Here is a 25,142-nt window from a genome sequence, read left to right on the forward strand (position 1 = left end):
TCAGCCAAAGACGTTGTGACGTGCCGCTTTCGCAATGAAGGTGGTGACCTGGGGTAGCGCCGCCTCGATGTCGGCCTCGTATTTCAGGAGCACGTTGAGGGTGTCCTTGACGATCTCGGTATCGAGCTCGCCGGCCTGCAACAGCACCAGCACCCGTGCCCAGTCGATGGTCTCGCTGACCGACGGCAGCTTCTTCAGGTCGAGCGTACGGATCTCATGGATGAAGCCGACCATCTGCCGGCGCAATGTCTGCGAGATGCCGGGCACGCGGCTCTCGACGATCCGTTCCTCGAGCCGCTGCTCGGGAAAGCCGATATGCAGATGCAGGCAGCGCCGCTTCAGGGCATCGCCGAGATCGCGCTCGCTGTTGGAGGTCAGGATCACCGTCGGCGGTGCGATAGCCGAGACGGTGCCGAGCTCGGGGATCGTGACCTGAAAGTCGGACAGGATTTCCAGCAGCAGCGATTCAAATTCGGCGTCCGACTTGTCGATCTCGTCGATCAGCAGCACGCAGCCGCCGGGCTGCTCCAGGGCCTGGAGCAGGGGGCGCGGCTCTACGAATTCCTTGGAGAAGAACACGTCACCGAACGTGTGGAGCTGGTCGAGCGCCGCGTGCAGCGTCTGCGCGCCGCCGAGCACTTCACCGAGCTTGTCCTTGAGGATCTGCGTGTAGAGAAGCTGCTTGGCGTATTTCCACTCGTAGAGCGCCTTGGCCTCGTCCAGCCCCTCGTAGCATTGCAGGCGGATCATCTTCATGCCGCGCCAGGCGGCGATCGCCTTCGCAAGCTCGGTCTTGCCGACGCCCGCGGGGCCCTCGACCAGGATCGGCTTCTCGATCTGCTGCGACAAATAAACGGCGGTCGCGATCTGCCGGCTCGCGATATAGCCTTGCGCGGCGAGGCCGCTCTCCACTGCCTCGATCGAGGTCGAGGCCTTCTGATCAGCCACGAAGGGCGCTCCCAAATGGTCTTGCGTGAGGCTTGTTCTGCCAACGTTCCCGGCAAAGAACAAGCCTCGTTTGGGAGGGAATAGGCCTGCGCGCTCGCGGACTATTTCCGCTGAGCGCAAATACCGGCGAGCCCGCGCGAGCGATCAGTGCTTGCGGATGGTCTGCCTGACCTCACCGCCGCAATCGGCGCATTCGTAGACGAAGTCGATCTTGGCAAGGCTCCAGTGCGGCTCCACCTCGCGCACATACATCGGCAAGAACCCCATGCATGAGGGGCAAATCACAGGCGCGATCTCGATGTCCTGATGATGCTGAACATAGGCTGGCATCTCGACTCTCCTTCGCAGGCGACCATCAACCCCGCGCAGAATCTACGTCCAACGGCGCAAGCCCGGGCATCAACTCTTTCGAACAGAGACGGAACGGCGGCCGTTTGCCGTTGGCTGTGACATTCTTGTTACGGATCTGTACTGTAACGGGCGGACTAAATGCCTATTTCACAGCGCGATCCAGGTGGTCCGACCTACACTCCAACAATAAGGGAGCAACGCCCATGACGCATGCCATCCGTTTTCACAGGACCGGCGGTCCGGAAGTTCTGGTCTGGGAGCAGGTCGAGGTCGGCAAGCCCGGTCCCGGCGAAGCGCGCATCCGTCACACCGCCGTCGGTCTCAACTTCGTCGACATCTACAATCGTTCCGGCCTTTACCCGGCGCAACTGCCGAGCGGGCTCGGCAGCGAGGCGGCCGGCGTGGTCGAGGAGGTCGGTCCCGGCGTCACCGATCTGAAGCCGGGCGATCGCGTCGCCTACGGCGCATCGCCGCTCGGCGCCTATTCCGAGGCGCGGCTCATTCCAGCCGATCGTCTCCTGAAGCTGCCCGACGGCGTCGACGACAAGACCGCTGCGGCGATGATGCTGAAGGGGCTCACGACGCAATATCTGATCCGGCAGACCTATCGCGTAAAGGCCGGCGACACCATCCTGCTCCACGCTGCGGCCGGCGGCGTCGGCCTGATCCTTGGCCAGTGGGCGAAGCATCTCGGTGCGACCGTGATCGGCACCGTCAGCAACGACGACAAGGCCAAGCTCGCCAAGGCGCATGGCTGCGACCATGTCATTGTCTATACGCGCGAAGACTTCGTGAAGCGCGTCGACGAGATCACCGGGGGCAAGAAGGTGCCCGTGGTCTATGACTCAGTCGGCAAGGACACGTTCCTGAAATCACTCGACTGCCTTGCGCCGCTCGGCGTTGCCGCGCTGTTCGGCCAGTCCTCCGGCGCGGTGGAGCCGCTCAATCTCGGCCTGCTCGCGCAGAAGGGCTCGCTCTACGTCACTCGGCCGACCCTGTTCACTTACGCGGCCAAGCGCGAGAACCTGGTTGCGATGGCCAACGAACTGTTCGACATCGTGAAATCAGGGGCGGTCAGGATCGAGGTGCACCAGACCTATGCGCTGAAGGACGCCGCGAAGGCGCATGCCGATCTTGCCGCGCGCAAGACCACGGGATCGACGGTGCTGTTGGTGTGACGCTTTCGTGGGGCCGTGACGCAGGTCCTTGAGGCCTCGCGTCACGCCCGCTCGTGCTTGCGCAGGTCGCGTGCGTGGTCGAGATGCACCGCCTGGAGATCGACGTCGTCGGGCGGAACCTCGGGGAGGGCTGCTTCGGCGAGGATGTCCTCGGTCGCATCGACGACCGCGGCGTCCGTGATTTCGTGGATGAAGCATATGTTCCGGTCTTCGCCGGAGACGACGCGGGAAATCACCTCCCGCCGGGTCACTTCCGGATCGACGATCGCCTCGCGTCCGCGCCGGCCATAGTCGATCATCACGACGAAATACTGCATTGAGATTTTCTGCCCTGCCTCGGCGTCATCCAAGGCAGGGCATTATTTCCGAAAATCGGAAGAAAGTCAAGTCGATTTCCAAAAATCGGAAATCTGGTCGGTGCGGCGTTACTTGCCCTTGCCCTTGCGCGACCGGGCCGACTTGGAGCGTAGCCGCTCGAGCTGGCCCTTCGGCATGCTGAGGCATATCTCCCCGACCCATTCGAGCTTCACGCCGACGATCGGCTTGGCGTTGAAGCTGGTCAGATTGACGACCGAGGGGGATTTGCCCCGCTCGATGGTCTTCAGGTAGCGCTCTCCGGTCTTCAGCCGGACGACGGCCTCCTCGCCGTAGAAGCTCGACAGTGGAAAGCGCTGCTCCTTGTACACGACGATCACGTCGCCGCTCTCATATTTGGGCAGCATCGAATCGCCGGTGACCTCGAAGGCGACAGTTTCTTCCATGATCGCAAAGGGAAGGGCGACGTCGCCGAGCCCCTCGGGGGGCACTTGTTCATAATCCGGCTCGATCACGGCGCCGGCGCCGACCCTGCCCATGATCGGCGCGAGATTCAGCTCAAGGTACTCCATGATCGGAATAATTTCCGAAGCTTTCACGAGGCGCTCGCCACCGAGGATCTCGGAGACCGCGCCGGGACGAACGCCCATGGCCGCGGCAAGCCCACCCTTGCTCTTTCCCGACCTCTTCAGACCCCGTTCGATCATTGTGACGTCAAGCATGGTGATTCCCTCATTTGGCCATCTTCTGCTCCCTTGTAATCCGAAATTCGGAAACGATGCAATCGCAATCGTCTGAATATCCGAATTGAACGTTGACTTTTTGTTCGGAATATCGGAATGTGAATCTGCGCCCGGACGATTGGTCGGCGGGCGCGGATCACAGGCAGGCATTCATGGAACCCAGCAACTGGGCGCCGGAGCATTCCGGCGCGCTGCGCGACTTTGTCCTCAAGGGACTTTCATTTTCGGACATCGCCAGGGAAATTAACAGAACGTTCGGAACGGCTTATACCAGGAGCGCGGTGCTCGGCCGCGCGCGCCGGATGGGGCTGTCGGCGCAACCGCGCGTGGACAGTCCATCCATCGTTCCATCGCTGGCGACAGCGGCGCAGGACGATTCCGCGGCTTCGCACCAATCGCTCCCGCGCGGGTTGCAACAGCCGCCGAAGGCGGCCTTCAGGCCGGCCGAACCGGTCAAACTCTGCTGCGTCGGCATCCGCCCGCGCCTGATCTCGCTGCTCGAACTCGAATCGGACGACTGCCGCTACCCCTATGGCGGTGACAAGGAAGGCGAGGAAATCACCTTCTGCGGCTATCCAAGGCGCCGGGGCTCGAGCTATTGCGCGCCGCACTTCCGTCTGACCTGGGGACCCGACACGGCTTCGGAACGTGCCGCAGTGGTGCTGAGGATCGTGGGCGTCGCCTGAACCGCGAACTCTTCGATCGCGCTCATCTTTCATTGTTTGCAAGGAGTAACCGAAGTGGCACGCGCCAAGCGTAGCAAGTCATACCGGCTTGCGAGCACCAATGACCGCCGATCACGCGACCTGACGCTCAATGCCGATGTGGTGATGGTCGAGGTCGATAACCCACTCGCGCTGGAACCGGGGGAGAAGATCGTTGCCTTGCGTGCGATCCGCAACGATCCGCTCGGCCGGTTGCATTCCCACCACCAGATCGACGAGGCCCAGTACCGTGGCGGCCGCGCCTTCCAAAGCGATTGGGAGCGGGCGGAGCGCGGGCCGCAGGCGGTCGACCCGACGCGCGAATATGTCGACGGAGTGCGTGGCCGAGAGTCCGTTACCGAAAGCCAGCGCCAGGCAGTATTGCGGTTGAACCGGATCAAGCGCGAGCTCGGCACCGACGGTGCCGCCCTGGTGCACGACGTGCTGATCCTCGGGCTGACCATGGAGGAGATCGGGCAGCGCCGCGCCGTTCGCAGCCAGCGCTGGAACGACTATTTTTCGAAGCGGCTCCAGGAATGCCTCGACCGGCTGGCGCTGTCTTACGGCTTTGCGACGGACGGATCGATCGAGCGGTAACCTCGCGTCGCAAGCGCGGTGCGCCAACGGCTTGTGCCGTTGGCGCACGGTCCATTGCCTTATGGATGCGGCACAATCTGATACGGCGTCGTGTAAGGCTCGACGCGGAGCGAGGAATTGGCGAGCAGGCCAATCTTGGCGGTGGGCGCCTGCTGCATTTCGCCGTTCGGGCCGCGGTGGACGTTGTACTGCCACACGGTCAGGTCGCCCTTCTGCGCGAGCGCATGGGCGACGGCGCTTGCATCGTTACCGCCGAGCGCCTTGAGCTCCTCCGGGCTGAGGCCGACGATGATCTCGTCCTTGACGGTAATGATCTTGAACAGGTTCATCTTGGTCTCCTGCGCCCATGCGCCGTGTGTGGTAGCGAAAGTGAGAAGCGCGAAAGCGGCGCCCTTGATGAGATCGCTGCGAGAAAGCATACCGACTTCCCTTGGTGCTGACGCGCGCCCGAATCGTGAGGAGGTATCAGCCATGGCGCCCGTTTGATCTGCGTGGCCGTATCGCATGGGCTTTGGTCGCTCATTCCTGAACGGCGGTTCATGTGGCTGTAGAAATTTGATGGGATCCGATGAACCCCGGCGCGCGCCGCGGCGTCCAAGCGCTGCAAACCAATTGAGGACATTTTCGTGAAGCTGGCAGCTCTTGTTTTCCTTGTGGCATCGCTTGTGGCGACATGTGCGGCACGTGCCGGCGATCCTTCTTACGTCGGCGGCTGGAAGATCACATCCGCAGTCGCGGCGCCGTGGGCCGATCCGCAGCGAAAGCCTGACGATACAGAGCGTGCGCGCCTGCTGGGCAAGATTGTTGTCTTCAAGGCAAAGGAGATCTCAGGTCCGCGTCCCTTTTCCTGCCCTCGACCCGCAATACAAGATGACGGACTATGGCCCTGACATGATCTTCCAGGGGGCGCTGGACGAGATGCAGCGCGCCGACAAGAAGGCGGAGCCGAAGGCGCTTGCCGCCTCGCTCGGCTTTGCGAGCGACAAGACCAAGACCCTTGAGACCGGTTGTGAAATCGACTTCCACTTCGTTGACAGGACCACTGCCGAGGTCGGCCTCAATAACACGGTCTACACGCTAAAGAAGCAATAGGGGCTCAGGGCCGATCCGGGTACACGGGTTCGCGATGTACCTCCGTGCCGGACTCGTCCAGCACGGTAATGATCAACCGCGGGTCCTGAATGCTGCGCTCGTTGCGAAGCCGCTGCGCCAGATCCTTGCTGTGCGCGATCGCCGCGCCCGGGGTAGCAAACTCCAGCCCTCGGCGATCACGGACCGGAACACCATCCTTCAAATCGAAATAGTATGTTCGCATCACATCCGGCGCTTCCATGGACACATGTGGAAACAAAACAGGCGCATGTCTCAGCGCATTGAGGCTGATCAAGACGGGATTGCGTCAACAGATCGCACGTGTCTTGCCGCCGTCGGACGTCGACGCCATAGTGTGTCCATCCGGAATTGCCGAGGTGCGATGCCCGTTGAGCAACCCTCGGTTACCGGTTTAACTTGCCTGAGGAGTTGTTCCTTGGCATAATTGCAACCTGGTCGGGTCGGCAGTATGAAGCCAGGGTATGCCGGTCGGTGTGTTGGCCCTGTGGTCCGCCCGAGCTGAAGCGCCGCGTCCCTGACGTCGGCATTCGAGCATGATTCACATGTTCGCTATCCAGAGCCGTTCCTTGCGATAGGTGCAGGATGAAGAACCTTGGTTTCGCCACTGAAATGCACCTGAAACTGGGTGCGCCTTCGAGCCAGAGCATTGAGAGCCTGCGGCTTCTGCGAGCCTTCATGAAGCTGGAGAGGCAGCAGCGTTTCGAAATCATCAAGCTGGTGGAAGACCTCGCCACCGACGAAACCATTTCCGAGCATCCCCTGTCCTGATCCGAGCGCCTTTTGGGCCGCCTGACGCGACCCGGGAGATTGAGCCAGGCCCTATCCGGCCCTTGACCGGGCTCGGGTTCGGCTGTGCCGCTAGGACGCCACCCGGCAAATGTGATATCCAGTCACGGACAAGGGAGGACGGCGACATGATCGAACCCAAGCTCGAAGTTCCGGCCGAATTGCGCGATCTGGCCGAAAAGACCATCGACCAGGCGGAAAAGGCCTTCGGCATGTTCTTCGAAGCTGCCACCAAGTCGATGTCATCGGTGCCCGGGACCGGAACGGAGGTCTCGAAGCAGGCGCTGGCGTTTACCGAGCAGAACATGAAGTCGGCGTTCGAGCACGCGCGCAAACTCGTTCACGCCACGGACCTTCAGGAGGCCATGCGCATCCAGTCCGATTTCCTGCGCAGCCAGTTCACGAGTGCCGGCGAGCACATGCGCCAGATGACCGGCAGCCTGATGCAGGGCGGCAAGGGGAAGGGCTAACGCCGCGGACGCAATGATCTAGCGCAGGGCGCCGATATAGGCCGCGATGTCGGCGGCTTCGTTCCGGCTCAGCGGGAAGTTCGGCATCTTCGGATGCGGATCGAGCAGGAAGAAGGCGAGCTTCTCCGGATTGAAGTCCGGCTTGCGTGCGATAGCGACGAAGGTCGGGACGTCCGCGCTCGCCTGCTTCTGCTCGCTCGTCACCGCGTGGCAGCTCGCGCACCAGCGCTTCGCGAGATCGGCGCCATGATCGGGATCGGCGGCAAGCGCTGCTGATCCGTACGCGCTCGCAGCCACGGCCAGCAAGAGCGGAAAACGTCTCAAACTCGCGTGCATGCTTGTTCCTGGCCGATGGTTTTGTGGACCGGCATCCTCACCCACAACACGATCCCGGGAATTGCGACAGGTCGATGCGGGTGACGATCGCGCGGACAAGCCGCCGGGCAGAGCGATAGAGGCGGCGGACGAATCGAGGCGTCCGCGCGACGGGTAGCTCCAGGCTTTCGGCATAGTGCGACATCGGACACTCCGGCGCCTCCATGGAGCCTCTTGTCGCGCAAACGGGCCGGCGGCGCCTTGATCTGCCGCAAAGCGGTCCCGCTAGTAGTCGGCGGGATTCATGATCATCGGGCTGGTCGTATCGGCGGGCGCCAGCGCGCTGCTGGCGCTCGAGCGCAGGAATTGATCGAGCGTCGCCTGGATCTTCTCCTTGACCGAGTTGGGTCCGCGATCGCTCATCTCCGTGTGCTGGGCGCCGGTATGGACGATGTCGATACCGCGCGACTTGGCCTGCTCCGCCGTCGGCAGTACGCCGGGGTCCGTGGTGAAGTTCGGATCCTTCGAGCGGAACGACAGGATTTTCAGGTTATCCCTGACCACGAACGGGACGCGCAAATTGTCGAGCGTGATGACTTTGGACACCAGCTCCGGATGCTGCTTGGCCACATACATGGAGACGTCGCCGCCGTTGGAATGGCCGACCAGCGTAATGTGGTCGAAATCGGCGTTGTCCTGCAACTTCCTCAATTGACCGAGCACGAAGAGGATGTTCGCCTCGCAGCGCATGTAGACCGCCTGCCGGCCGACATAGGGTTGGCCGACAACCGTCATCAGCGGGGGGTCGCTCGGCAAGTCCTGCTGGATGCTGGCGACGAGATAGCCGCGCGCGGCGAGCGCGTTCGCGAGAAATGAATACTCGGTGTTCCTGACGGTATTGCCGTTGCTGATGACGGCGAGCGGAAGCTTCCAGAGGCCAAGATTGGCCTTGACCTCGTAGTCCCGGCGAACCGCGACATCGACCGAGATCGGCCGCTGGCGCGAGGCGTCGAGGTAGTTCAACGTCTCGTGACGGATGGCGAACTTGCTCACGACGACGTACTCGCTGACGGCGAGTACGCAGAGGAAGGCCAGAATTGCAAATGCCCTTTTCATCGTTTCCACCCGATCACGTTCCCCTGAACATGGTGATAGGGAACTCGCGGATCGAGCAATCGTGAGCAGAAGTCTGGATTAAATTTAGGCAAGCATGCCGCAACTGCGCCGCACACGTGAAGGCTTGCAGTGCGAAAGGCCGTCCTAGAGGCAGTGCCCCTTGCCGCGTTCCGGGTAAAGCCGCAATGCGCTCGACAGCGTGAACAGGAAGCGTGGATTGCGCCGTTCATTGTCGGGCGCGCGATAGCTAAGCGGGAAGGCGACGCCGAAATCAGCCTGCAGATCGTCCCGCAGGAAGAGACGCACGCCGGCGCCGGCGGATGTCAGCGACAGGCCGTCGGTCAGGCGGTAGCCATCGTTCCAGACCGCACCGGCATCTGCAAAGCCGTAAAACTGATAGCCGCTCCAATAGCGGAAACTGAGCTTATGGTCGAAGCGAAGCTCGAACGAGCCGGCGAGTCCGTTGTCACCACTGATCTCCGCTGCGCCGTAGCCGCGTCCGAAGGCTGCTCCGCCGAGGTAGAACTGCTGCGACGTAAACAGTGGTCGGGAAGCGGTCTGGCCGGCGCCGGACAGCTTGATCGACCAGGCGTCGGTGAGAGTCTGGTAACGCGTGAACCAGAAGTTCAGCACCGAGAAGTTCGACGACGCGCCGTCGCGGGACAGGAGGTCGTCGTAAAAATGCGAGGCGCCGAAAATGTCGAGCCCCTGGCGGTAGCCCAACGTCAGATAATTGGTGCCGCCGAACCTGTCCTGCAGCCGGTAGTCGGAGGTCAGGCTCGCGGTCCGGATATGGTCGTTGTAGTACGGGCCGAATGCATCGTGTTCCGACACGTTGCTGAAGCCGAGCGCCGCTGTCAGCGTCAGCGACGACAACTGCGATTGCAGGGGCGCGACACTTGCGCGAAGCTCGATTGCTTCCGTCTTGGTGACGTCGTTGTCGAGCCGACGCGCGTCACCCGGCCGGACTTCGCTATACAGCGCCGACATGCCCAGGCGCACGCCATCCACGCCGACCGGAACGTCATAGGACAGCCGGCCGAAACCGAGCTCGCGCGGATCATTCGCGATGGTCGACAGGTTCACTGCCAGCGTGTCACCGGGTGCGAGGTAGGAGTTGAATGCCGCGGTGGCATAGGTCTGCCATGGCCCGACCGATGACGAACCGAGATTGTCGATCCCGAACGAGGTGAAGATGTGCCAGGTCTTGACGACGACGATCAGGCGGAAGCGTCCGGTCGGACCGCCAAGCTCCTCGATCGCTGTGTCCAGGATTCGAACGCCCGGCCGGGCGTTGATCAGGAAAAGCTGTCGCTCGAGCGTGGTCAATCGTGACGGATGCTCCGACAGAACCGGGCCGAGCATCGGCCTGATGCCAAACTGCTCGGCGCCGTCTCCCCTGAGTTGGGCTTCGACGATGCTTCCTTCGACGACCTGGATGCGAACGCGGCCCTTCTCGATGTCCTGCGGCGGAACGATCGCCCGGCTGAGATGGAAGCCGTTCATGCGATAGATATCGCCGATCGCGCCCGCGATCGCGGCGAGATCGGCCTGCGAGACCTTTTTGCCGAGATAGGGCTGGTAGGCTGCTGCGAGGCGGTCTCGGGGGACCGCATGGGTGCCGCTGATCGTGACGCCCTGCAGGACGAATTGCGGTCTGGTGTCGCCGCCCAGATCGGGCCTACCAGGCATCGGTAGTCTTACGGAGGGACGAGCGCCCGATTCCTGATCGGACTGTGTCTCGAAATATTTCTCGGTCTGCCGCGGGTCGAAGCCGGGGTTATTCGCCTGTTGCGCGAGTGTTTGCGGAATTCCCGGGATCGTCGATACAAGGGCGGCAAGAGCGGTAACACGGAACCTCCAGCGTATCCTAGCGTCGGATCGACCTCCGTAGTTCGACGGAGGGAGCCTCCGGGTCCGATAAAGAATTGTTAGCCGCATGATTTTTCATAGTTTTTTATGGTCAATGATCCGTTAATGCGGCCGTCCACCCTGCCGGGGTTCCAGCTAATTCTATCTTGAAACATTTCCGGTAAGCCTCACTGCCAGATGCAAGCGGTCTGAGGATCATCATGCTCGGCAGAGACGGAATGCGGCGCGCCTTGATGGCCGCCCTGTTAGTGGGAATCGGCTCAAGCGCCTTCGCCGCGGACGGCGGCGTCTGGTCGGTCAGCAAGGCGTCCGGCGACGTCTGGATCGCGACCGACGGCGCACAACAGGTCTCGCTCAAGCAGGAGGAGGCACTGAAGCCCGGCGACACCATTCGCACGGGACGTAACGGGCGCGTGCTGCTGGTGCGCGGCGAAGAAACAATCCTGATCTCGCCGAACTCGGTGGTCGGGTTGCCGGCCGAGAAGAAGGACGGGCTCTCGACCACGATCGTGCAGCAGGCTGGCTCGATCCTGCTCGAGGTCGAGAAGCGTAACGTCAAGCATTTCGAGGTCGAGACGCCCTATCTCGCCGCCGTCGTCAAGGGAACGCAGTTCAGCGTGACCGTGGGTGCCGGCAGCACCAAGGTCGGCGTGGTCCGCGGCCAGGTCGAAGTGTCTGATTTCAAGACCGGACAGATTGCCCAGGTGATGCCGGGTCAGTCCGCGACGGCATTCGAGCACGGCAAGCCGGGCCTGAGCCTCGGCGGCGCCGGCACGTTCAATCCAATCGAACAGGGCAAGCCGCGTGCCTCGACGATCGAGCGCATTCCCGTGCCCAAGTCCGGCCTGACCGCGCCGCGCAATGCCGCGAACGGACGTGCCATCCACGCACTTGCTGCGATCGACAAGGGAAGCAAGGCGAGCGGTTTGTCCTCCCGTTCGCACCAGGCCACGGGCGCACCATCATCAAAGCCGGGAGTGATACGCATCTCGGGCGCACTCGGCGAGGTCAAGCTGAACGTGCACAAGGCCACGCACGGGCTCGCCCACGGCTCCGTCACATCGGCCGCGACGCGAAGCACTTCCAGCACGGACACCGTCTGGAGCGATACGAAGACCACTACAACGACGACTGCCTCCAACAGCACCGGCCAGACCGCGGCAAGCCTGAGCAGCAGCTCGTCCACGAGCAGCAGCAGCAGTTCGAGCTCGTCCGGCGGGACGACGACCGTTGCGACATCGTCAGGTTCGTCGAGCGATGCCTCCGGCGGAAGCTCCGGAAACGGCAATGGAAACGGCAACAGTGGTGCCACCGGGAACGGCAAGGGCAACAACGGCAACGGCAATGGAAACGGCGGCGGTGATGGCAGCAACGGCCACGGCCATGCCTATGGCCGCAACAAGCACTAGCCGCTGAGAACGATCGGGGGCGCCTCACGCGACCGCGTGATGTGCGGGGGAAACAAGGTGAAACGCTATCGGCCGCACATTTTGGTGGTGACCGCGCTTGCGATCGTGCTGTCGACGGGATGGCACGGTGCGCTCCGCAGCGCGCTCACCGACCTGCGCTTTGCCTGGCAGTCGCGCGAGGCGAGCGGAAATATTGTCGTCGTTGCGATCGACGCACCTTCGATCGATCGGATCGGTGTTTGGCCCTGGCCGCGCCGCATGCATGCCGAGCTGCTCGCCAAGCTCGAGAGCGCAGGGGTCCAGGAGGTCGCCTTCGACGTTGATTTCAGTACGCCGTCCGACGCCGCGTCCGATGCTGCCTTCGTGAAGGCGTTGCAGGACGCGGGCGGCTCGACGATCCTGCCGTCCTTCAAGCAGCCGTCGCCGATCGGTGGTGGTCTTCACATCAACCGGCCTCTGCAACAGTTTAGCGATCAGTCCTGGGCAGCGCTCGTCAATGTCGCGATCGAATCCGACGGGCTCGTAAGGCGCTATCCTCTCGGCGACAAGCTGGACGGCAAGTTCCTGCCGTCGATGGCTGCGGTCATCGCCGGGCAATACGCCCAGCAAGGCGCGCCGTTCCTGATCGACTACAGCATCCGCGCGGCTTCGATTCCGCGCGTCTCCTATGCCGATGTGCTGCTCGGCGAACCGGCGGCCCTGGCCCGGCTCAAGGACAAGAAAGTCATCGTCGGCGCGACCGCGCTCGAGCTTGGTGATCGCTTCAGCGTTCCGAACGGTATCGTCGTATCGGGGCCCGTGCTTCAGGCGTTGGCCACGGAATCGATCCTGCAACAGAGAACGCTGCACTGGACCTCCGACGTCGGCATGGCGATCGGCATCGCCATTCTGTCACTGCTGATGCTGGTTTCGTGGCGTCGCCAAGCTCCCGGCGTCCGGGTCGTGGTACTCGTTGCATCAGCCGTCGTCGTAGAACTCGCCGCCCTGCTGGTGCAGACGAAATGGCCGCTCGTCATCGACACCTCGCTGTTCCATATCGCCGTCGTCGCCTACCTCACCGCGATCGCACTTGACGAGATCGACTTCCGTAGCCTGCTCGGTCGCATCGCCGAAAGCCGTTTCCACCGCATTGCCATGTCGCTGGGCGATGGTCTCGTCTGCACAGACGAGAACCATATGATCACCGTGTGGAATCCCGGTGCGAGCGCGATCTTCGGCTACATGCCGGCGGAGATGATCGGCCGACCCTTCGAAGCGCTGTGCGCCGCTCCGACCGATCGGCGCGCCAAGGCCTTTTCGATGCGCGATGCCGCGCGTCAGGCGCTCCTCGTTCCGGGCGGAGCCGTCGTCGTCGAGTTCGAAGGACGCCGCAAGAACGGCGAGACATTTCCGGTCGAGGCAAGCTTCTCGGGCTGGCAGGGCACCGAAGGATTCCAGTACGGCGCGATTCTGCGCGACATCTCGGTGCGAAAGCGCGAAGCCGCGCGCGTCAAATACCTCGCCGAATATGATTCCCTGACCGGCCTCGCCAACCGCAACACGCTGCATTCCGGCCTCGTGGGTCTGATCGCGGGAGCCGAGTTGAGGTCGCACGAAGTCGCGCTCCTGGTGATCGGGCTCGATGGCTTCCAGCAGATCAACGACATGCTGGGGCATGCGGCGGGAGATCTCGTGCTGCAGGCCGTAGCGGAACGTCTGCGCAAGACGGTCGGCGACAAGGGCTTGGTCGCGCGGCTCAGCGGCGACGAGTTTGCGGTCGCATTCGATTGCAGCGAGGTGACTGAAGGCGTCGCGCAGTTTGCCGATCGTATCACAGGGGCGTTCGAGCTACCGCTCGCGGCCGGCACGCGCCAGCACCGTGTCAGGATCAGCATCGGGGTTGCGGTCTATCCGGACGGTGGCGCAACCGCCGAAGACCTCCTCGGCAACGGGCACCTTGCGCTGTGCAGGGCAAAGGCGATCCGCCGCGGCAGCCATGTCATCTTCGAGAGCACCATCAGGCAGGAACTGGAGAACCGGCTGACCCTGGAGGCCGAGCTTGCGCATGCCGCCGATCGCAGCGAGTTCGAGCTGTTCTTTCAGCCGCAGGTTTGCCTCGTCGACGGCGCCTTGATGGGCGCCGAAGCACTCATCCGCTGGCGTCATCCCGTGCGCGGTTACGTGTCACCCGGGGAGTTCATGCCGGTCGTCAATACGTCCGCTCTATCCGAGCGGATCGCCAACTGGGTGATGGAAACCGCGTGCCGGCAGGCGCGCACCTGGGAACTCGCGGGTCACAGCGTCCGCGTCGCGATCAATCTCTCGCCGTCGCAATTGCATTCCGGCGACCTCGCGCATGCAGTCTCGGAGTTGCTCAAGTCGACGGGTTTGTCCCCGGGGTTGCTGGAGCTGGAGGTTACCGAGGACATCCTGCTCCTTGACGAGGAGCGGGTGCTCGACATCTTCAAGCGGATCCAGCAGCTTGGCGTTCGCATCCTGTTCGATGATTTCGGCACTGGCTATGCGAGCCTCAGCTATCTGAAGAAGTTTCCGCTGGACGGTCTCAAGATCGACAGGTCGTTCGTGTTCAATCTGCTTGCCGATTCCGACGATGCTGCAATCGTCAGTTCGACCGTCGGTTTGAGCAAGCAGCTCGGTCTGTCCGTGATTGCCGAGGGTATCGAGAACGGCGCCACCGCCGACTTCCTCGTCAACATGGGCTGCGAGGAAGGGCAGGGCTATTTCTTCGGCCGTCCGATGCCGGCCGACGCGTTCGAGCGGCAATTCCTGGCGGCACCGGCCCCCCTCGAGACGGCCTGAAGACAAGCGCCGTCGAATCGTTATCATGAGCAGCGACGGCCGTCTGTCGTGGGGCCCATCGAGATCGTGTCGAAGCATCAACCGGAATCGCGCAAAGCCTCGCCTCCGCACGAGAAGAAGGGGTATCGCGACCTGCGGCTGGATGCATGCCGCGGTCTGGCGCTCTGGTTCATCTTCATCGACCATGTTCCCGACAACACGCTGGCATGGCTGACGCTGCGCAATTACGGGTTCAGCGATACCTCCGAAGTGTTCGTCTTCGTGTCCGGTTACACCTGCATGCTCGCCTATGGCGGCGCGCTGGAGGATCAGGGCTGGTCGACCGTTGTCACGCGCGCGCTGCGGCGAAGTCTCGAAATCTATTGCGCATTTCTCCTGCTGCTTGTCGCCTATATTGCCGTGATATGGCTCGTCGGCGGCGGCGAACGCTTTGTCGACGAAACCAATACGGGCTTCTTCTTCAAGAATCCGGGCGAGGCCATCGTTCGGGCAGCCTTGCTTCAATATGCTCCCGTCAATACCGACATCCTGCCGACCTTCGTCCTGCTGCATCTCGCATTCCCGCCGTTGTTGTGGCTTCTCATGCGGATCCCGGTGGTGACGCTGGCTGCGTCGTTTTTGCTGTATCTGATGGTCCAGCTCCAGAGCTGGCACGTGCCCGCCTGGCCGAGCGGAGAGCTGTATTTCAACCCGTTTGCGTTCCAGCTCTTGTTCGTGTTCGGCGCCTGGTATGCGGGTGGGGGCGCCGACCTGATCCGGCCGCTGGTGGAGGCGCGTGCGACGTTGATCGCGGCAATGCTCTATCTTGCCTTCAGCCTGATCGTCGTCTTGAGCTGGCAGTTCGACATCTTGAATATTCTGATACCGGATAGTGTCACGAAGCTGATCTATCCGATCTACAAGAGCCATCTGGCACCCGTCCGCCTGCTGCATTTCCTGGCCCTGGCGGTGGTCGTTTCGCGTCTGACGCCGCCGGATCTGCACGGACCGGTGCGCCCGTTTGCGATCGCGATGATCCGCTGCGGCGAGAACTCCCTGTCGATGTACTGCTTCGGGGTGCTGCTGTCCTTCGCCGGACTGGTTGTCCTGACTGACCTGTCCGCCAGCCTGATGGCTCAGGTTGCGGTGAGCGTGATCGGAATAGCGATCATGGTGCTCGCTGCTACAATCGCGACCTGGGAAGCCCAGCTCGATCGGCGCGGACCAAAGCTGTTCTGATTCTAACGCCGGCGCGCGACGGCAACTCCGAACAGGAAGGCCACGAACAAGCTCGCCAGCGGCGCCTCGCGCGTGATCGCGGCGACTGTGGACAGCGGCCTGCCCGGCCTGCGCGCCTCCTCGATCGCGGCCGTCAGGCGGTCGACTGCGGCCCGCAATCCTCCCACGACTTCGCCGACGGTCCGGGACACGTCGGTTGCTGCATCGACGGCCCGCTCGGCGACGCCCGGCTGGGGATTTGCTTGCGGTATTTCCGTGCTCAAGGAAGGCCTCCGCTGCGCGCGATACGCTTTTCCAAGGCCGGCACCTTTGGCTATCCGCGCAAGCGCTTGCTTTGAACAGCGGGTCGAGAGACCTTGGCTATCCGCGACAGGCGCCGTGGAGAAACGGCGGGTGCCGGCCCTGCAATCAGGAATGCGCCGCGATGGAATTTGTTCCCGCAGCGGCGAGCACCTATCCGTGAAGCGACGGATGCGAATCTCTGTTAGGCTTGCATATCAAGGGTCAACCTTGATCGCCGAGGAGATGGCCGTGACCGATCGCACGATATGGGATCGCACCAGGCGTATCGCGCTGCTCGGCGCCCCCATCGACATGGGCGCCTCGCAGCGGGGCACGCTGATGGGGCCTGCGGCGCTCCGAACGGCGGGCCTTGCGACGCTGCTCGATTCGCTTGGTTTCGACGTGGACGATTACGGCGATCTCTCTGTCGCCGAGATTGCCGACCTCACCGATACGCCACCCGACAAGGCGAATCACTACCGCGAGATCCAGCGCTGGACACGGACGCTGAGCAGCCGCGGCCATGAAATCGCCAGGACTGGGGCAATCCCCATTTTCCTCGGCGGCGACCACTCATTGTCGATGGGCTCGGTCAATGCCATGGCGCGCCATTGGCAAGAGCGTGGGCGCAAGCTGTTCGTGCTCTGGCTGGATGCGCATGCCGACTACAACACGCCGGAGACCACGATCACGGCCAACATGCACGGCATGTCGGCGGCGTTCCTTTGCGGAGAGCCCGGGCTCGACGGCCTGCTCGGCGGCGAGCCGCGGGCCTCGATCGACCCGGGCCAGCTCGAGCTGTTCGGGACGCGCTCGATCGACAAGCTTGAGAAGGACCTCGTCCGCGCGCGCCGCATCCGGGTTGCGGACATGCGCCAGATGGACGAGTTCGGCGTCGGCGTGCTGATCCGTCGCTTCATCGAGCGGGTGAAGGAGAGCGACGGCGTGCTGCATGTCAGCTTCGATGTCGACTTCCTGGATCCGTGTGTCGCGCCGGGTGTCGGGACTACGGTACCGGGCGGGGCGACCTATCGCGAGGCGCACCTGATCATGGAGTTGCTGCACGATTCCGGCCTCGTCGGCTCCGTCGATATCGTCGAGCTCAATCCGTTCCTCGACGAGCGCGGACGCACGGCGCGCACCGCGGTCGAGTTGATCGGAAGCCTGTTCGGTCAGCAGATCGTCGACCGCCCGACGCCCAGCAACGCGATCGGCGCGGGCGAGTAGGACGGCAAAGACATTCGGCCCGTCACGCAGTGATTTAGCTCTTGCGGCCGTAGTTGAGCAGGCCGCCGGTCGTCTTCGGCGGATGCGCGCGCAGCGCCTCCTCGTTCGGCTCGGTGCCCCAGCCGGGCCGATCCGGAATGATGAGATGGCCGTTCACGATCTCCGGCTCATGCGTGAAGAGCTCGTGGTCCCACGCCAGGCGATCGACGTCGATTTCCATGATCCGCAGGTTCGGCACGGCCGCGCAGAAATGCGCATTCATCATCGAGCAGAGATGGCCGTAGAAATTATGCGGAGCAACGTTGACCTCGAAAGCCTCCGCGGCCGCGGCAATCTTCATCGACTGCCACACGCCGTTCCAAGGCGTATCGACGATCGCGACGTCCATCGCCTGTTCGCGGAAATAGGGCAGGAATTCGCGCAAGCCCAACAGCGTTTCGCAGGACGAGATCGGATGCGGGCTTTGCCTGCGGATGTAGCCGAGTGCCTCCGGATTGAAGCTGTCGATCTCGACCCAGAACATGTCGAGGTCGGCGATGGTGCGCAGGATCTTCAGGTAGCCTTCGGTCTTGGCGTTGAAGTTGCAATCGAGCAGGATGTCGACGTTGGGGCCGGCGCCGTCGCGGATCGCTTCGAGATGCATGTGGAGGTCGCGCAGGATCTTGCGGTCGACATTGATCTCGGGCGTAAAGGGCGAGCCAAAACCCGGGCGCCAACCGGTCGGCTTGCCTTCGTCATAGGAGAAGATGTTGGTCTTGAGTGCGGTGAATTTCTTCTCCCGCACTTCGCGCCCCATCGCCTTGACGCCGTCGAGATTCTCGATCGGCGGCTTGTACCAGGACGGGTGATTGATCCGCCAGGTCGCGCAATGCGACCAGTAGACCCGCACGCGGTCGCGGATCTTGCCGCCGAGGAGCTGGTAGCAGGGCACGCCGAGCAGCTTCGCCTTGGCATCGAGCAGCGCATTCTCGATCGCACCGAGCGCCTGTGCCACCACGCCGCCGGCTGCGGGACGCGTTGCCGCGAACAATTCGGCATGAATGCGCTCGTGTTGGAAGACGTTTTGGCCGACGACGCGGGTCGACAGACGTTGGATCGCGGCGCCGACGCCGGGCGAGCCAAAGCCCTCATCGAACTCGCTCCAGCCGACGATGCCGTCTTCGGTCGTTAGCTTGACGAAATGGTAGTTTCGCCAGCCGGCATCGCAGGCGAGGATCTCAAGGCTCGTTGCTTTTGATGATTTGGTCATATCGCTCCCTGCTGGCCCGTTGAGCCTTCTTGGTTTTGTGAATCCGGCGGCTTGGCCGGAGGCAGACGGGAATTCCCCTGGAACTTGTTAAGCCAACGGGGGGTGCGCGTGAAGCCCGACGGGGCGCCCGGAGGGCCGGGCAAGGCTGGGGACAGCCACGATATTTCGCGGGATCGTCCCGAAATTGCGCCAGTCGCTGACGTTTTTGGCCACAATCCGAACCGACCATCGGTTCCATGAAGATTTTGGGCATGATTGCAATTCTGGCGCTCCTGACCATGGGTGGGGCCGCCATTTCCGACCAGCTTCTGACGGCCGATCAGCTGACCGCGCACCGGGTGCAGTAGGCGCGGACCGCTTTGGGCGCTTTGTCTTTGGGGGATGACAGGGATGCTTTCCGTAGACCAGTTTCTGAGATTGATCAGCGTGCCGGCCGTGTTCGCGGCCTTCATCATCGCATCGCAGATCTCGGCGGCGCTGACGCCGGCCTAGCGTCACGCGGCGCCGAGGGCGGACGAGCCGAGCAGGGCGAGGACGGCGAGCGCCATCACGGCCGTGCCGAGCCAGCCGAGCGCGATGAGCCAGGTCCGCGCCCTGAAGCGGCCCATAATCTTCCGGTTCGACACGATCGCCATCATCATCACCATAATGGGGACGGCGACGATTCCGTTGAGTACCGCACTCCACACCAGCATGTGCATGGAATCGATCCCGGTGAAGCCGAGGCCGAAGCCGATCGCGGTGGCAGCCGCGATGATGGCGTAGAAGCCGACCGCCTCGTCGGGTTTTGCCTCCAGCGTGGCGCGCCACCCGAAAATCTCCGCGACGCCGTAGGCCGCTGACCCGGCGAGCACCGGGATCGCCAGCATACCGGTTCCGATGATTCCGAGCGCGAACAGCAGGAAGGTGAAGTCGCCGGCGAGCGGGCGCAGCGCTTCGGCGGCTTCGGTTGCCGAACTGATGTTCGTGACGCCGTTGGCGTTAAGCACCGACGCAGTGGTCAGGATGATAAAGAAGGCGACGCCGTTCGAGAGCAGCATGCCGAACGTGGTGTCGGCCTTGATGCGCGTGAGCTCGGGGGCGCCGTCGCGCGGAAGCCGGCGCAGGGGACGGCGATGCTTGCCGTTCATCTCCTCGACCTCCTGCGAGGCCTGCCAGAAAAACAGATATGGGCTGATCGTGGTGCCGAGCACCGCAACCACCATCAAAAAATAGTCGGCACTGACATTCACCTTCGGCCAGACCGCGGCGAGCAGCGCCGTGCTCCAAGGGATTTTTACGGTGAAGGCGGTCGCGACATAGGCGAACAGCGCCAGCGTCATGAATTTGAGGATCGGGGAATAGCGGCGATAGGGCACGAAGACCTGGAGCAGCGTCGACAGCGCCGCGAAGATCAGTGCGTGCTCGTGATTGAGCCCGCCGATCACGAGCGACAGCGCCTCCGCCATGGCGGCGATGTCGGCGGCGATGTTGAACGTGTTCGCAATGACGAGAGCCGAAACCAGCGCCAGCACCAGCCAACGCGGCGCGACCTGCATGACGTTCGCCGCCAGGCCCTTGCCGGTGACGCGGCCGATCTGCGCGCTGACGAGCTGGATGGCGATCATGAACGGCGTCGTCAGAAACACCGTCCACAATAGCCCATAGCCGAATTGCGCGCCGGCTTGTGAGTAAGTGGCGATGCCCGAGGGATCGTCGTCGGCGGCGCCGGTCACCAGGCCGGGCCCGAGCCGTTTCAGCACCATTGTGATCGATTTTTGCGGTGCGGAGACGGCGGTCTCGGTCATGAAAGGCCGTGCCTCAGATCAGATGCGGTTGCCGAAATCTCCCGGCTAACTCGGGGTAGGGACGGAAGTTCCCTTGGGCGGACCGTCGTGCATTTTTCGGATTATAAGTATTTCGGGTTGACGCGTCGGGCAAATCGGGTGTAAACATGCATCATCGCCGGAAACGTCGATGCCTGCGAACTCGCGAACTCACTCGATCGTCGTATCGGCACGGGAGAGCAGCGTCGGTGGGATTTCGACACCCAGCGTTTTGGCCGTCTTGAGATTGACGATCAACTCGAGCTTGGTCGGCTGCTCGACGGGCACATCAGCCACTTTTGCGCCGCGCAACAATTTTGCGACCTGACGCGCGCATTGGTCGAAAACCGCGCTGATGCGCGGACCGTAGCCTATCAGGCCGCCGTCCTCCGCTTGCTCGGGCCATTGATAAATGGCTGGCAGGCGACGCAGGGCCAGGCGATCGCGGATCACGTATTGGAATTTGCTTGATAGGATTGGCGATGCCAGCAGGTTGACGGCCTCGACCTGCGCGCTCGACATGGCGTCGATCGCGCGGATGATGTCCTCCTCGGACCGTGCGGCAAACGGAACGATCTCGACGCCGAAACCCCGGGCGGCACTTTCGAGGGCACTCATGTTCGGTATCGGCTCGCGGTCGGCGAGAACGGCTATTCGTCGCGCACGAGGCAGTGCCTCATGCAGTAACTCCAATCGCTTGGCGTCGAGCTGGAAGGCAAAGATGGCAACGCCGGTAGTGTTGCCTTCGGGGTGGGGCATGGAGGCGACGAGCTTGCTGCCGAGCAAGTCGTCCGCGATCGCCACGATGGGAATGCGTTGTGTTGCTTTCTGTGCTGCACGCGCAGCTTCAGTCCCGACGACCATCAGGACATTCGGATTTGCCTGGGCGAGTTCAACGGCGACCGTTGCGTACGAGGCCGCAGCCACGCCGTCGCCACGGCTGTCGATGTCAAGATTGCCGCCTTTTGCAAATCCGGCCTTGCCCAATTCATCGAAAAAGCTCGACGGTAAGGGCCCCAATATCGCAACGCGGTACCGCCGGCCGGCTTGCTGCGCGCGTGCTTCGAGCGGCCAAGCCGCAGCACCGCCTATGAGCGTGATGAACTCGCGCCGCTTCATCGAGCCCCCCGAGGGATCTGATCGAGTTCAGCCTAGCACATTGACGGCGGGCACGGTGTTTGCTTGGGTCACAAGGCGAAATTGTCACAGGGCTGCAGGACGTGTTTTGAGCCGCATGATTGCGAAAAACGTCGAGCCTGGCCGTTCCGAGCGGCCTCACTTCGGCGGTTGCAACTCCGGTGATCTCAGCCATTCGCTCATGTGCGAGCCTGTTTCGGCTTGCCGGGCCTTTCTAAGGGCCGCATCGCGCGCCGCGCCAGGCGGGAGCAATTTGGCTTCCTCGCGCAGACGCTTCGCGTGCTCTGAAAGTCGTTCTTCGAGGGATTGCGTTTGCTTGAAACGGCGACGCAACATGATACAGCCTCCTGCATACGGGTCCTAACCGTTGGGTTTTGCAGTTCCGATCCAAATATGCCGATGGACCGGCATTGGTTCCAAACAGGCAACTCAGATCGGGCCGGTACCGGCCGCCCTACGCGTCTGCCTCACCCGGCTCTATCGCACGCTGACGAAGGTGCCACAGGCGGCGGCAAGAGCCGCGCCGGCAAAGCCGTTCATTAGCGCCTCATTGTCTTGCCCGGCTTTCAAGGAGCGCCCGAGCGCCCGGAGGCGGGCGCCGCATCGATCAGCAGTCCGCTAGCGGAATGGAAGCCCGGAGGAGACGCCGCTAAGAGGGCGGCAGGGTGAGAAGTCCGCGCTCGGCGGCGAGAGCTGGAAACCGGGCCGTGACGGCTGTCGTCAGCGGCGTGCTGGGGTCGACGACCTGAAATGTGATCTTGCTGAGTGTGGTGCCCTGTCCGAAGCGAGCAGCGAGGTTGTCAGGGGACACTTCGACAAGGGATTTCGGGTTGGCCATCTCGGTGAAGGTCGCGAGCACCGGATAGTATTTGCGGTCGAGCACGTTCAGCGGCTTGGCCCTGGCAAGGTCGTCCAGGATACTTGCATCGCCGGCATTGGGCCGCTTCCTGCGGAGTTCGTCGATGTGGAGAGCCCGGAAGGCGATGGTGTTGATCTCACGATCGTAGCTGTATCGCACATCGCGCAGCGTCGCGAACAGGACCGCGCCATTGCCGAGATCCACGAACGGGGCTTCCCCGAATGTCTGCTGGCCGCCGCCCCAATCCGAGCCGCCGGCGCCCGGGAGCGGAATCAGGCGTTGTCGCCAGACCACGTGCTCCTGGACGGCCGATCCGGATTTCGGGCCGCTCGGGGTCTGGACCTCGACGGTCATGCGATAACGCAGGGATGCTTGCGGCGTCCATTGTCGGATCACAACCCAAGCTATTCCGAGGACAACAAGTGCAAGAACGATATGGCGCTTCAACATGTCCAGCCAACAGGTCTAGAAAACGTCACGGTCTAATCAACCAGAAGAAATCATTCACATCGTCCGACGTGATCGTCGTCATGTCCGATCTCAGGAACAGGGCAAGCGAGCCGAGACCGAACAGGGCAATGAGGCCCGCCGGGAGCATGAACGACAGCGTGCGGTTCCAGAGCTCGGTTTCGGCAGCGTAAGAGATCGAGACTGCGGTACGGTCCTTCGTCGAGCGTACCGGCACGAGGGCCTCACCCCAACGCTTTGCAAACAACATGAAGGACTCATGAGCGATTGGCGCCTGATCGGGATTGGCGACCGATTTGATTTTTACGTTGCAGAAGGTGATCCCCAGCTTCATTGTGATCACCCCTCGCATCGAAGCCGCCTGCTACCTAAAGGCGAACACAATAAGACTTCGCTAAAAGGCGTCGGCGGATTGTCAGGGGATGCAGGCGTCGCAGGCGGGGGCGCCTATCTGATGCTGACGAACATACCCCAGGCGGCGGCAAGGCCCGCGCCGGCAAAGACGATCATCGGGTTTTCGCAGAAGGCGCTACCATAGGTGCACATGGTCACGCCGAACGAGCCGATCTCGTGATGGCTCGCGGAGTAGAACAGTCCCGACAGCACCAGCAGTGCGGCGGCGACGAAGTACATCGGTCCGGCTCCTTGTCCTCTCGCCGGGCGATCGCCGCGTGGCGTCGTCGCCCGGCATCGATGTCAAGCGGAGTTGAGCAGGCGGAGATTTCATTCCGCCAAATTCGGTTTGTACGATTTTATTAAAGTTGGCGGTGCAGGCCTCCGGAGCAATCCGAAGGGCCCTGCGGGTGACGAAACACGCCTGAAACACGCCTGAAACCAGATCGTTCTGAACTCCGCCGCCGCTGGGGGCGACCAACAGGTCGAGAAGGAGATATTCATGATCCAGGTCGGCTCGAAAGAAGAGATCGCGCTTCTGCTTGCGCTTTTCGGCACGCACACCCAGCCCATCCGGCAGCCCAAGCCGAAATCGTCGCGCGGGTAATGCCTGACCATGCGAGGATTCGACAATTGCCAGCGCCTGTTGCGCCGGCTGATCTCCGCTGGAGATCCCAGTGCCATTCCCGTGGCCGAGTGCGCCATCGATGACTACGTCGAGGTGACGGAAGGAAGCCAGCGCGAAAGCGGCCTGCGTCTCCTGCAGCAGGACGCATGGGATCAGCATGCCGTCGTGGTCGGCGTGCAGCGCTCGTTCGCGGAAACGGTGACCGCCTATATCGAGAGGAAGCTCGCGGAAGAGGCGAATGCGCCGGATGGCACAGCGCCGGTTCGCCTGCCTCACGAGCCGCTTCTGTCGGCCGGCTAGGCGGAAAACGTATCTCGAACAGAGGTCGATCGGAAGAGTTCGGAATTTATGAAATAGGGCTTGACGCGTCGGGCAAATCGCCTGTATATTGGCATCATTGAGACAAGCATCGATCAACCCGCGTGGAGACATCCGCCGCGGGTTTTTTGATGTGCTGGCCGGATCGGTTGTGCGATTTGGCCAGGAGTGACCTGCTGACTTCGAGCGATGCGAAGGCTACAGTCCGTCAGTCCAATGCGGTTGGAGGGGCATTGATGACCCGACTGTATTTCGAGGATGCTGAGGTCGGACATTTGCGCACGGCAGGTCCGTACCTCGTTTCGAAAGACGAGATCATTCAGTTTGCGCAAAAGTACGACCCGCAGCCCTTCCATATCGATGAGGAGGCTGCTGCACGATCGGTCTTTGCGGGACTGACGGCCTCAGGCGCGCACACTTTTGCGATACTCATTTCCTTGTTGAGCAAGACGCAGCCTTATTCGCTCCGTGTTCTCGCTGGCCTCGGCTGGGACGAACTCAGGCTGCCGACCCCGGTGCGTCCAGGAGACGAACTCAGCCTTGAAGTGACCGTTCTGGAGAAGCGCGAGTCGAAGTCGAGCCCGGACAGGGGTGTTATGCGCAACCAGATCTATCTTCGCAATCAAAAGCGCGAAATTGCGTTGCAATGCGTCGGTAGCGTCCTCGTTGCGCGTCGACCGGCAGGGCTTGAGGAGAAAAATTCGGAAATAGAGAAATAGAGCTTGACCCGTCGGGCAAATCGGGTGTATATTGCCATCATCGAAACAAGCGTCGGTCCACCCGCACGGAGAAATCCGCGGCGGGTTTTTTCGTTTCGATATCTGAAATCGGACGGCGGCGGC

Annotated in this window: 29 protein-coding genes; 12 read left to right on the forward strand and 17 right to left on the reverse strand. The window is 62.4% G+C overall.

Translation table 11 applies throughout. The annotated features are described in order from the left end of the window. Together JQ632_RS03085 and JQ632_RS03090 are read right to left on the reverse strand one after the other, a co-directional pair. On the reverse strand, positions 1–948 hold the full coding sequence (locus tag JQ632_RS03085) for a MoxR family ATPase (RefSeq protein ID WP_212400810.1): 948 nt from the start codon (positions 946–948) through the stop codon (positions 1–3). Positions 949–1,092: 144 nt separating this feature from the next. Further along, the gene (locus JQ632_RS03090; RefSeq protein WP_212400811.1) at positions 1,093–1,278 is read right to left on the reverse strand and encodes a hypothetical protein; all 186 of its coding nucleotides are present in this window, start codon (positions 1,276–1,278) and stop codon (positions 1,093–1,095) included. Between the two features lie 224 nt (positions 1,279–1,502). Here JQ632_RS03090 and JQ632_RS03095 point away from each other — a divergent pair, with 224 nt between their 5' ends. Next, a complete protein-coding gene (locus JQ632_RS03095; RefSeq protein WP_212400812.1) occupies positions 1,503–2,477 on the forward strand; it encodes a quinone oxidoreductase in 975 nt (324 codons plus the stop codon). Positions 2,478–2,518: 41 nt separating this feature from the next. Here the strand turns inward: JQ632_RS03095 and JQ632_RS03100 are convergent, their stop codons facing one another. Next, positions 2,519–2,794, reverse strand: a complete 276-nt coding sequence (locus JQ632_RS03100) for a hypothetical protein (RefSeq protein WP_212400813.1) — start codon at positions 2,792–2,794, stop codon at positions 2,519–2,521. Between the two features lie 108 nt (positions 2,795–2,902). Next, positions 2,903–3,514 (reverse strand): S24 family peptidase, encoded by a 612-nt coding sequence (locus tag JQ632_RS03105; RefSeq protein ID WP_212400814.1) that lies wholly within the window; start codon positions 3,512–3,514, stop codon positions 2,903–2,905. A gap of 173 nt (positions 3,515–3,687) precedes the next feature. Here JQ632_RS03105 and JQ632_RS03110 point away from each other — a divergent pair, with 173 nt between their 5' ends. Continuing rightward, positions 3,688–4,221 (forward strand): GcrA family cell cycle regulator, encoded by a 534-nt coding sequence (locus JQ632_RS03110; RefSeq protein WP_212400815.1) that lies wholly within the window; start codon positions 3,688–3,690, stop codon positions 4,219–4,221. 54 nt (positions 4,222–4,275) lie between these two features. Further along, a complete protein-coding gene (locus JQ632_RS03115; protein WP_212400816.1) occupies positions 4,276–4,836 on the forward strand; it encodes a hypothetical protein in 561 nt (186 codons plus the stop codon). A 59-nt stretch (positions 4,837–4,895) separates the two neighbouring features. Here the strand turns inward: JQ632_RS03115 and JQ632_RS03120 are convergent, their stop codons facing one another. Further along, entirely contained in the window at positions 4,896–5,255 is a 360-nt protein-coding gene (locus JQ632_RS03120) for a hypothetical protein (protein WP_212400817.1), read from the reverse strand. Positions 5,256–5,706: 451 nt separating this feature from the next. Here JQ632_RS03120 and JQ632_RS39225 point away from each other — a divergent pair, with 451 nt between their 5' ends. Continuing rightward, a complete protein-coding gene (locus JQ632_RS39225; RefSeq protein WP_249151309.1) occupies positions 5,707–5,928 on the forward strand; it encodes a hypothetical protein in 222 nt (73 codons plus the stop codon). 4 nt (positions 5,929–5,932) lie between these two features. On the opposite strand, the gene JQ632_RS03130 is transcribed toward JQ632_RS39225, so the two are convergent. Then, positions 5,933–6,151 (reverse strand): DUF6894 family protein, encoded by a 219-nt coding sequence (locus JQ632_RS03130; protein WP_212401016.1) that lies wholly within the window; start codon positions 6,149–6,151, stop codon positions 5,933–5,935. Positions 6,152–6,531: 380 nt separating this feature from the next. Here JQ632_RS03130 and JQ632_RS03135 point away from each other — a divergent pair, with 380 nt between their 5' ends. Then, on the forward strand, positions 6,532–6,717 hold the full coding sequence (locus JQ632_RS03135; protein ID WP_212400818.1) for a hypothetical protein: 186 nt from the start codon (positions 6,532–6,534) through the stop codon (positions 6,715–6,717). A 146-nt stretch (positions 6,718–6,863) separates the two neighbouring features. Next, the gene (locus JQ632_RS03140; protein WP_212400819.1) at positions 6,864–7,205 is read left to right on the forward strand and encodes a phasin; all 342 of its coding nucleotides are present in this window, start codon (positions 6,864–6,866) and stop codon (positions 7,203–7,205) included. 18 nt (positions 7,206–7,223) lie between these two features. On the opposite strand, the gene JQ632_RS03145 is transcribed toward JQ632_RS03140, so the two are convergent. From JQ632_RS03145 to JQ632_RS03155, 3 genes are all read right to left on the reverse strand, one after another. After that, positions 7,224–7,541, reverse strand: a complete 318-nt coding sequence (locus JQ632_RS03145) for a cytochrome c (protein ID WP_212400820.1) — start codon at positions 7,539–7,541, stop codon at positions 7,224–7,226. A 264-nt stretch (positions 7,542–7,805) separates the two neighbouring features. Then, complete coding sequence (locus JQ632_RS03150) at positions 7,806–8,636, reverse strand: alpha/beta fold hydrolase (protein WP_212400821.1); 831 nt, start codon at positions 8,634–8,636, stop codon at positions 7,806–7,808. A gap of 144 nt (positions 8,637–8,780) precedes the next feature. Next, entirely contained in the window at positions 8,781–10,577 is a 1,797-nt protein-coding gene (locus JQ632_RS03155) for a ShlB/FhaC/HecB family hemolysin secretion/activation protein (RefSeq protein WP_212400822.1), read from the reverse strand. Positions 10,578–10,708: 131 nt separating this feature from the next. On the opposite strand from JQ632_RS03155, the gene JQ632_RS03160 reads away from it, so the two are divergent. The 3 genes from JQ632_RS03160 (at position 10,709) to JQ632_RS03170 (ending at position 15,934) form a co-directional block, all read left to right on the forward strand. Continuing rightward, a complete protein-coding gene (locus JQ632_RS03160) occupies positions 10,709–11,917 on the forward strand; it encodes a FecR domain-containing protein (RefSeq protein WP_212400823.1) in 1,209 nt (402 codons plus the stop codon). A gap of 57 nt (positions 11,918–11,974) precedes the next feature. Further along, positions 11,975–14,716: an EAL domain-containing protein gene (locus JQ632_RS03165; protein ID WP_212400824.1), complete on the forward strand. Its 2,742-nt coding sequence runs from the start codon at positions 11,975–11,977 to the stop codon at positions 14,714–14,716. 66 nt (positions 14,717–14,782) lie between these two features. Continuing rightward, entirely contained in the window at positions 14,783–15,934 is a 1,152-nt protein-coding gene (locus JQ632_RS03170) for an OpgC domain-containing protein (protein WP_212400825.1), read from the forward strand. 2 nt (positions 15,935–15,936) lie between these two features. On the opposite strand, the gene JQ632_RS03175 is transcribed toward JQ632_RS03170, so the two are convergent. After that, positions 15,937–16,197, reverse strand: a complete 261-nt coding sequence (locus tag JQ632_RS03175; protein ID WP_212400826.1) for a hypothetical protein — start codon at positions 16,195–16,197, stop codon at positions 15,937–15,939. Positions 16,198–16,465: 268 nt separating this feature from the next. Here JQ632_RS03175 and rocF point away from each other — a divergent pair, with 268 nt between their 5' ends. Beyond that, complete coding sequence (rocF, locus tag JQ632_RS03180) at positions 16,466–17,443, forward strand: arginase (RefSeq protein WP_212400827.1); 978 nt, start codon at positions 16,466–16,468, stop codon at positions 17,441–17,443. Positions 17,444–17,477: 34 nt separating this feature from the next. Here the strand turns inward: rocF and JQ632_RS03185 are convergent, their stop codons facing one another. From JQ632_RS03185 to JQ632_RS03220, 7 genes are all read right to left on the reverse strand, one after another. Further along, positions 17,478–18,692, reverse strand: coding sequence for a mandelate racemase/muconate lactonizing enzyme family protein (locus tag JQ632_RS03185; RefSeq protein ID WP_212400828.1), 1,215 nt, complete (start codon positions 18,690–18,692; stop codon positions 17,478–17,480). Positions 18,693–19,186: 494 nt separating this feature from the next. Next, complete coding sequence (locus tag JQ632_RS03195) at positions 19,187–20,479, reverse strand: NRAMP family divalent metal transporter (protein ID WP_212400829.1); 1,293 nt, start codon at positions 20,477–20,479, stop codon at positions 19,187–19,189. Between the two features lie 189 nt (positions 20,480–20,668). Next, the gene (locus tag JQ632_RS03200) at positions 20,669–21,616 is read right to left on the reverse strand and encodes an ABC transporter substrate-binding protein (RefSeq protein WP_212400830.1); all 948 of its coding nucleotides are present in this window, start codon (positions 21,614–21,616) and stop codon (positions 20,669–20,671) included. Between the two features lie 156 nt (positions 21,617–21,772). Further along, positions 21,773–21,970 carry a hypothetical protein gene (locus JQ632_RS03205; RefSeq protein ID WP_212400831.1) on the reverse strand — a complete coding sequence of 66 codons (198 nt, stop codon included), beginning with the start codon at positions 21,968–21,970 and terminating at the stop codon, positions 21,773–21,775. A 313-nt stretch (positions 21,971–22,283) separates the two neighbouring features. After that, on the reverse strand, positions 22,284–22,847 hold the full coding sequence (locus JQ632_RS03210) for a hypothetical protein (protein WP_212400832.1): 564 nt from the start codon (positions 22,845–22,847) through the stop codon (positions 22,284–22,286). A gap of 121 nt (positions 22,848–22,968) precedes the next feature. Beyond that, the gene (locus JQ632_RS03215) at positions 22,969–23,295 is read right to left on the reverse strand and encodes a hypothetical protein (RefSeq protein ID WP_212400833.1); all 327 of its coding nucleotides are present in this window, start codon (positions 23,293–23,295) and stop codon (positions 22,969–22,971) included. A gap of 113 nt (positions 23,296–23,408) precedes the next feature. Then, positions 23,409–23,594, reverse strand: coding sequence for a hypothetical protein (locus JQ632_RS03220; protein ID WP_212400834.1), 186 nt, complete (start codon positions 23,592–23,594; stop codon positions 23,409–23,411). A 376-nt stretch (positions 23,595–23,970) separates the two neighbouring features. On the opposite strand from JQ632_RS03220, the gene JQ632_RS03225 reads away from it, so the two are divergent. Together JQ632_RS03225 and JQ632_RS03230 are read left to right on the forward strand one after the other, a co-directional pair. Continuing rightward, positions 23,971–24,282: a hypothetical protein gene (locus JQ632_RS03225; protein ID WP_249151311.1), complete on the forward strand. Its 312-nt coding sequence runs from the start codon at positions 23,971–23,973 to the stop codon at positions 24,280–24,282. A gap of 254 nt (positions 24,283–24,536) precedes the next feature. Next, on the forward strand, positions 24,537–25,019 hold the full coding sequence (locus JQ632_RS03230) for a MaoC family dehydratase (RefSeq protein WP_212400835.1): 483 nt from the start codon (positions 24,537–24,539) through the stop codon (positions 25,017–25,019). The last annotated feature ends 123 nt before the right edge of the window (positions 25,020–25,142 follow it).

The sequence above is a fragment of the Bradyrhizobium liaoningense genome, assembly GCF_018130955.1.
GTDB lineage: Bacteria > Pseudomonadota > Alphaproteobacteria > Rhizobiales > Xanthobacteraceae > Bradyrhizobium > Bradyrhizobium liaoningense_C.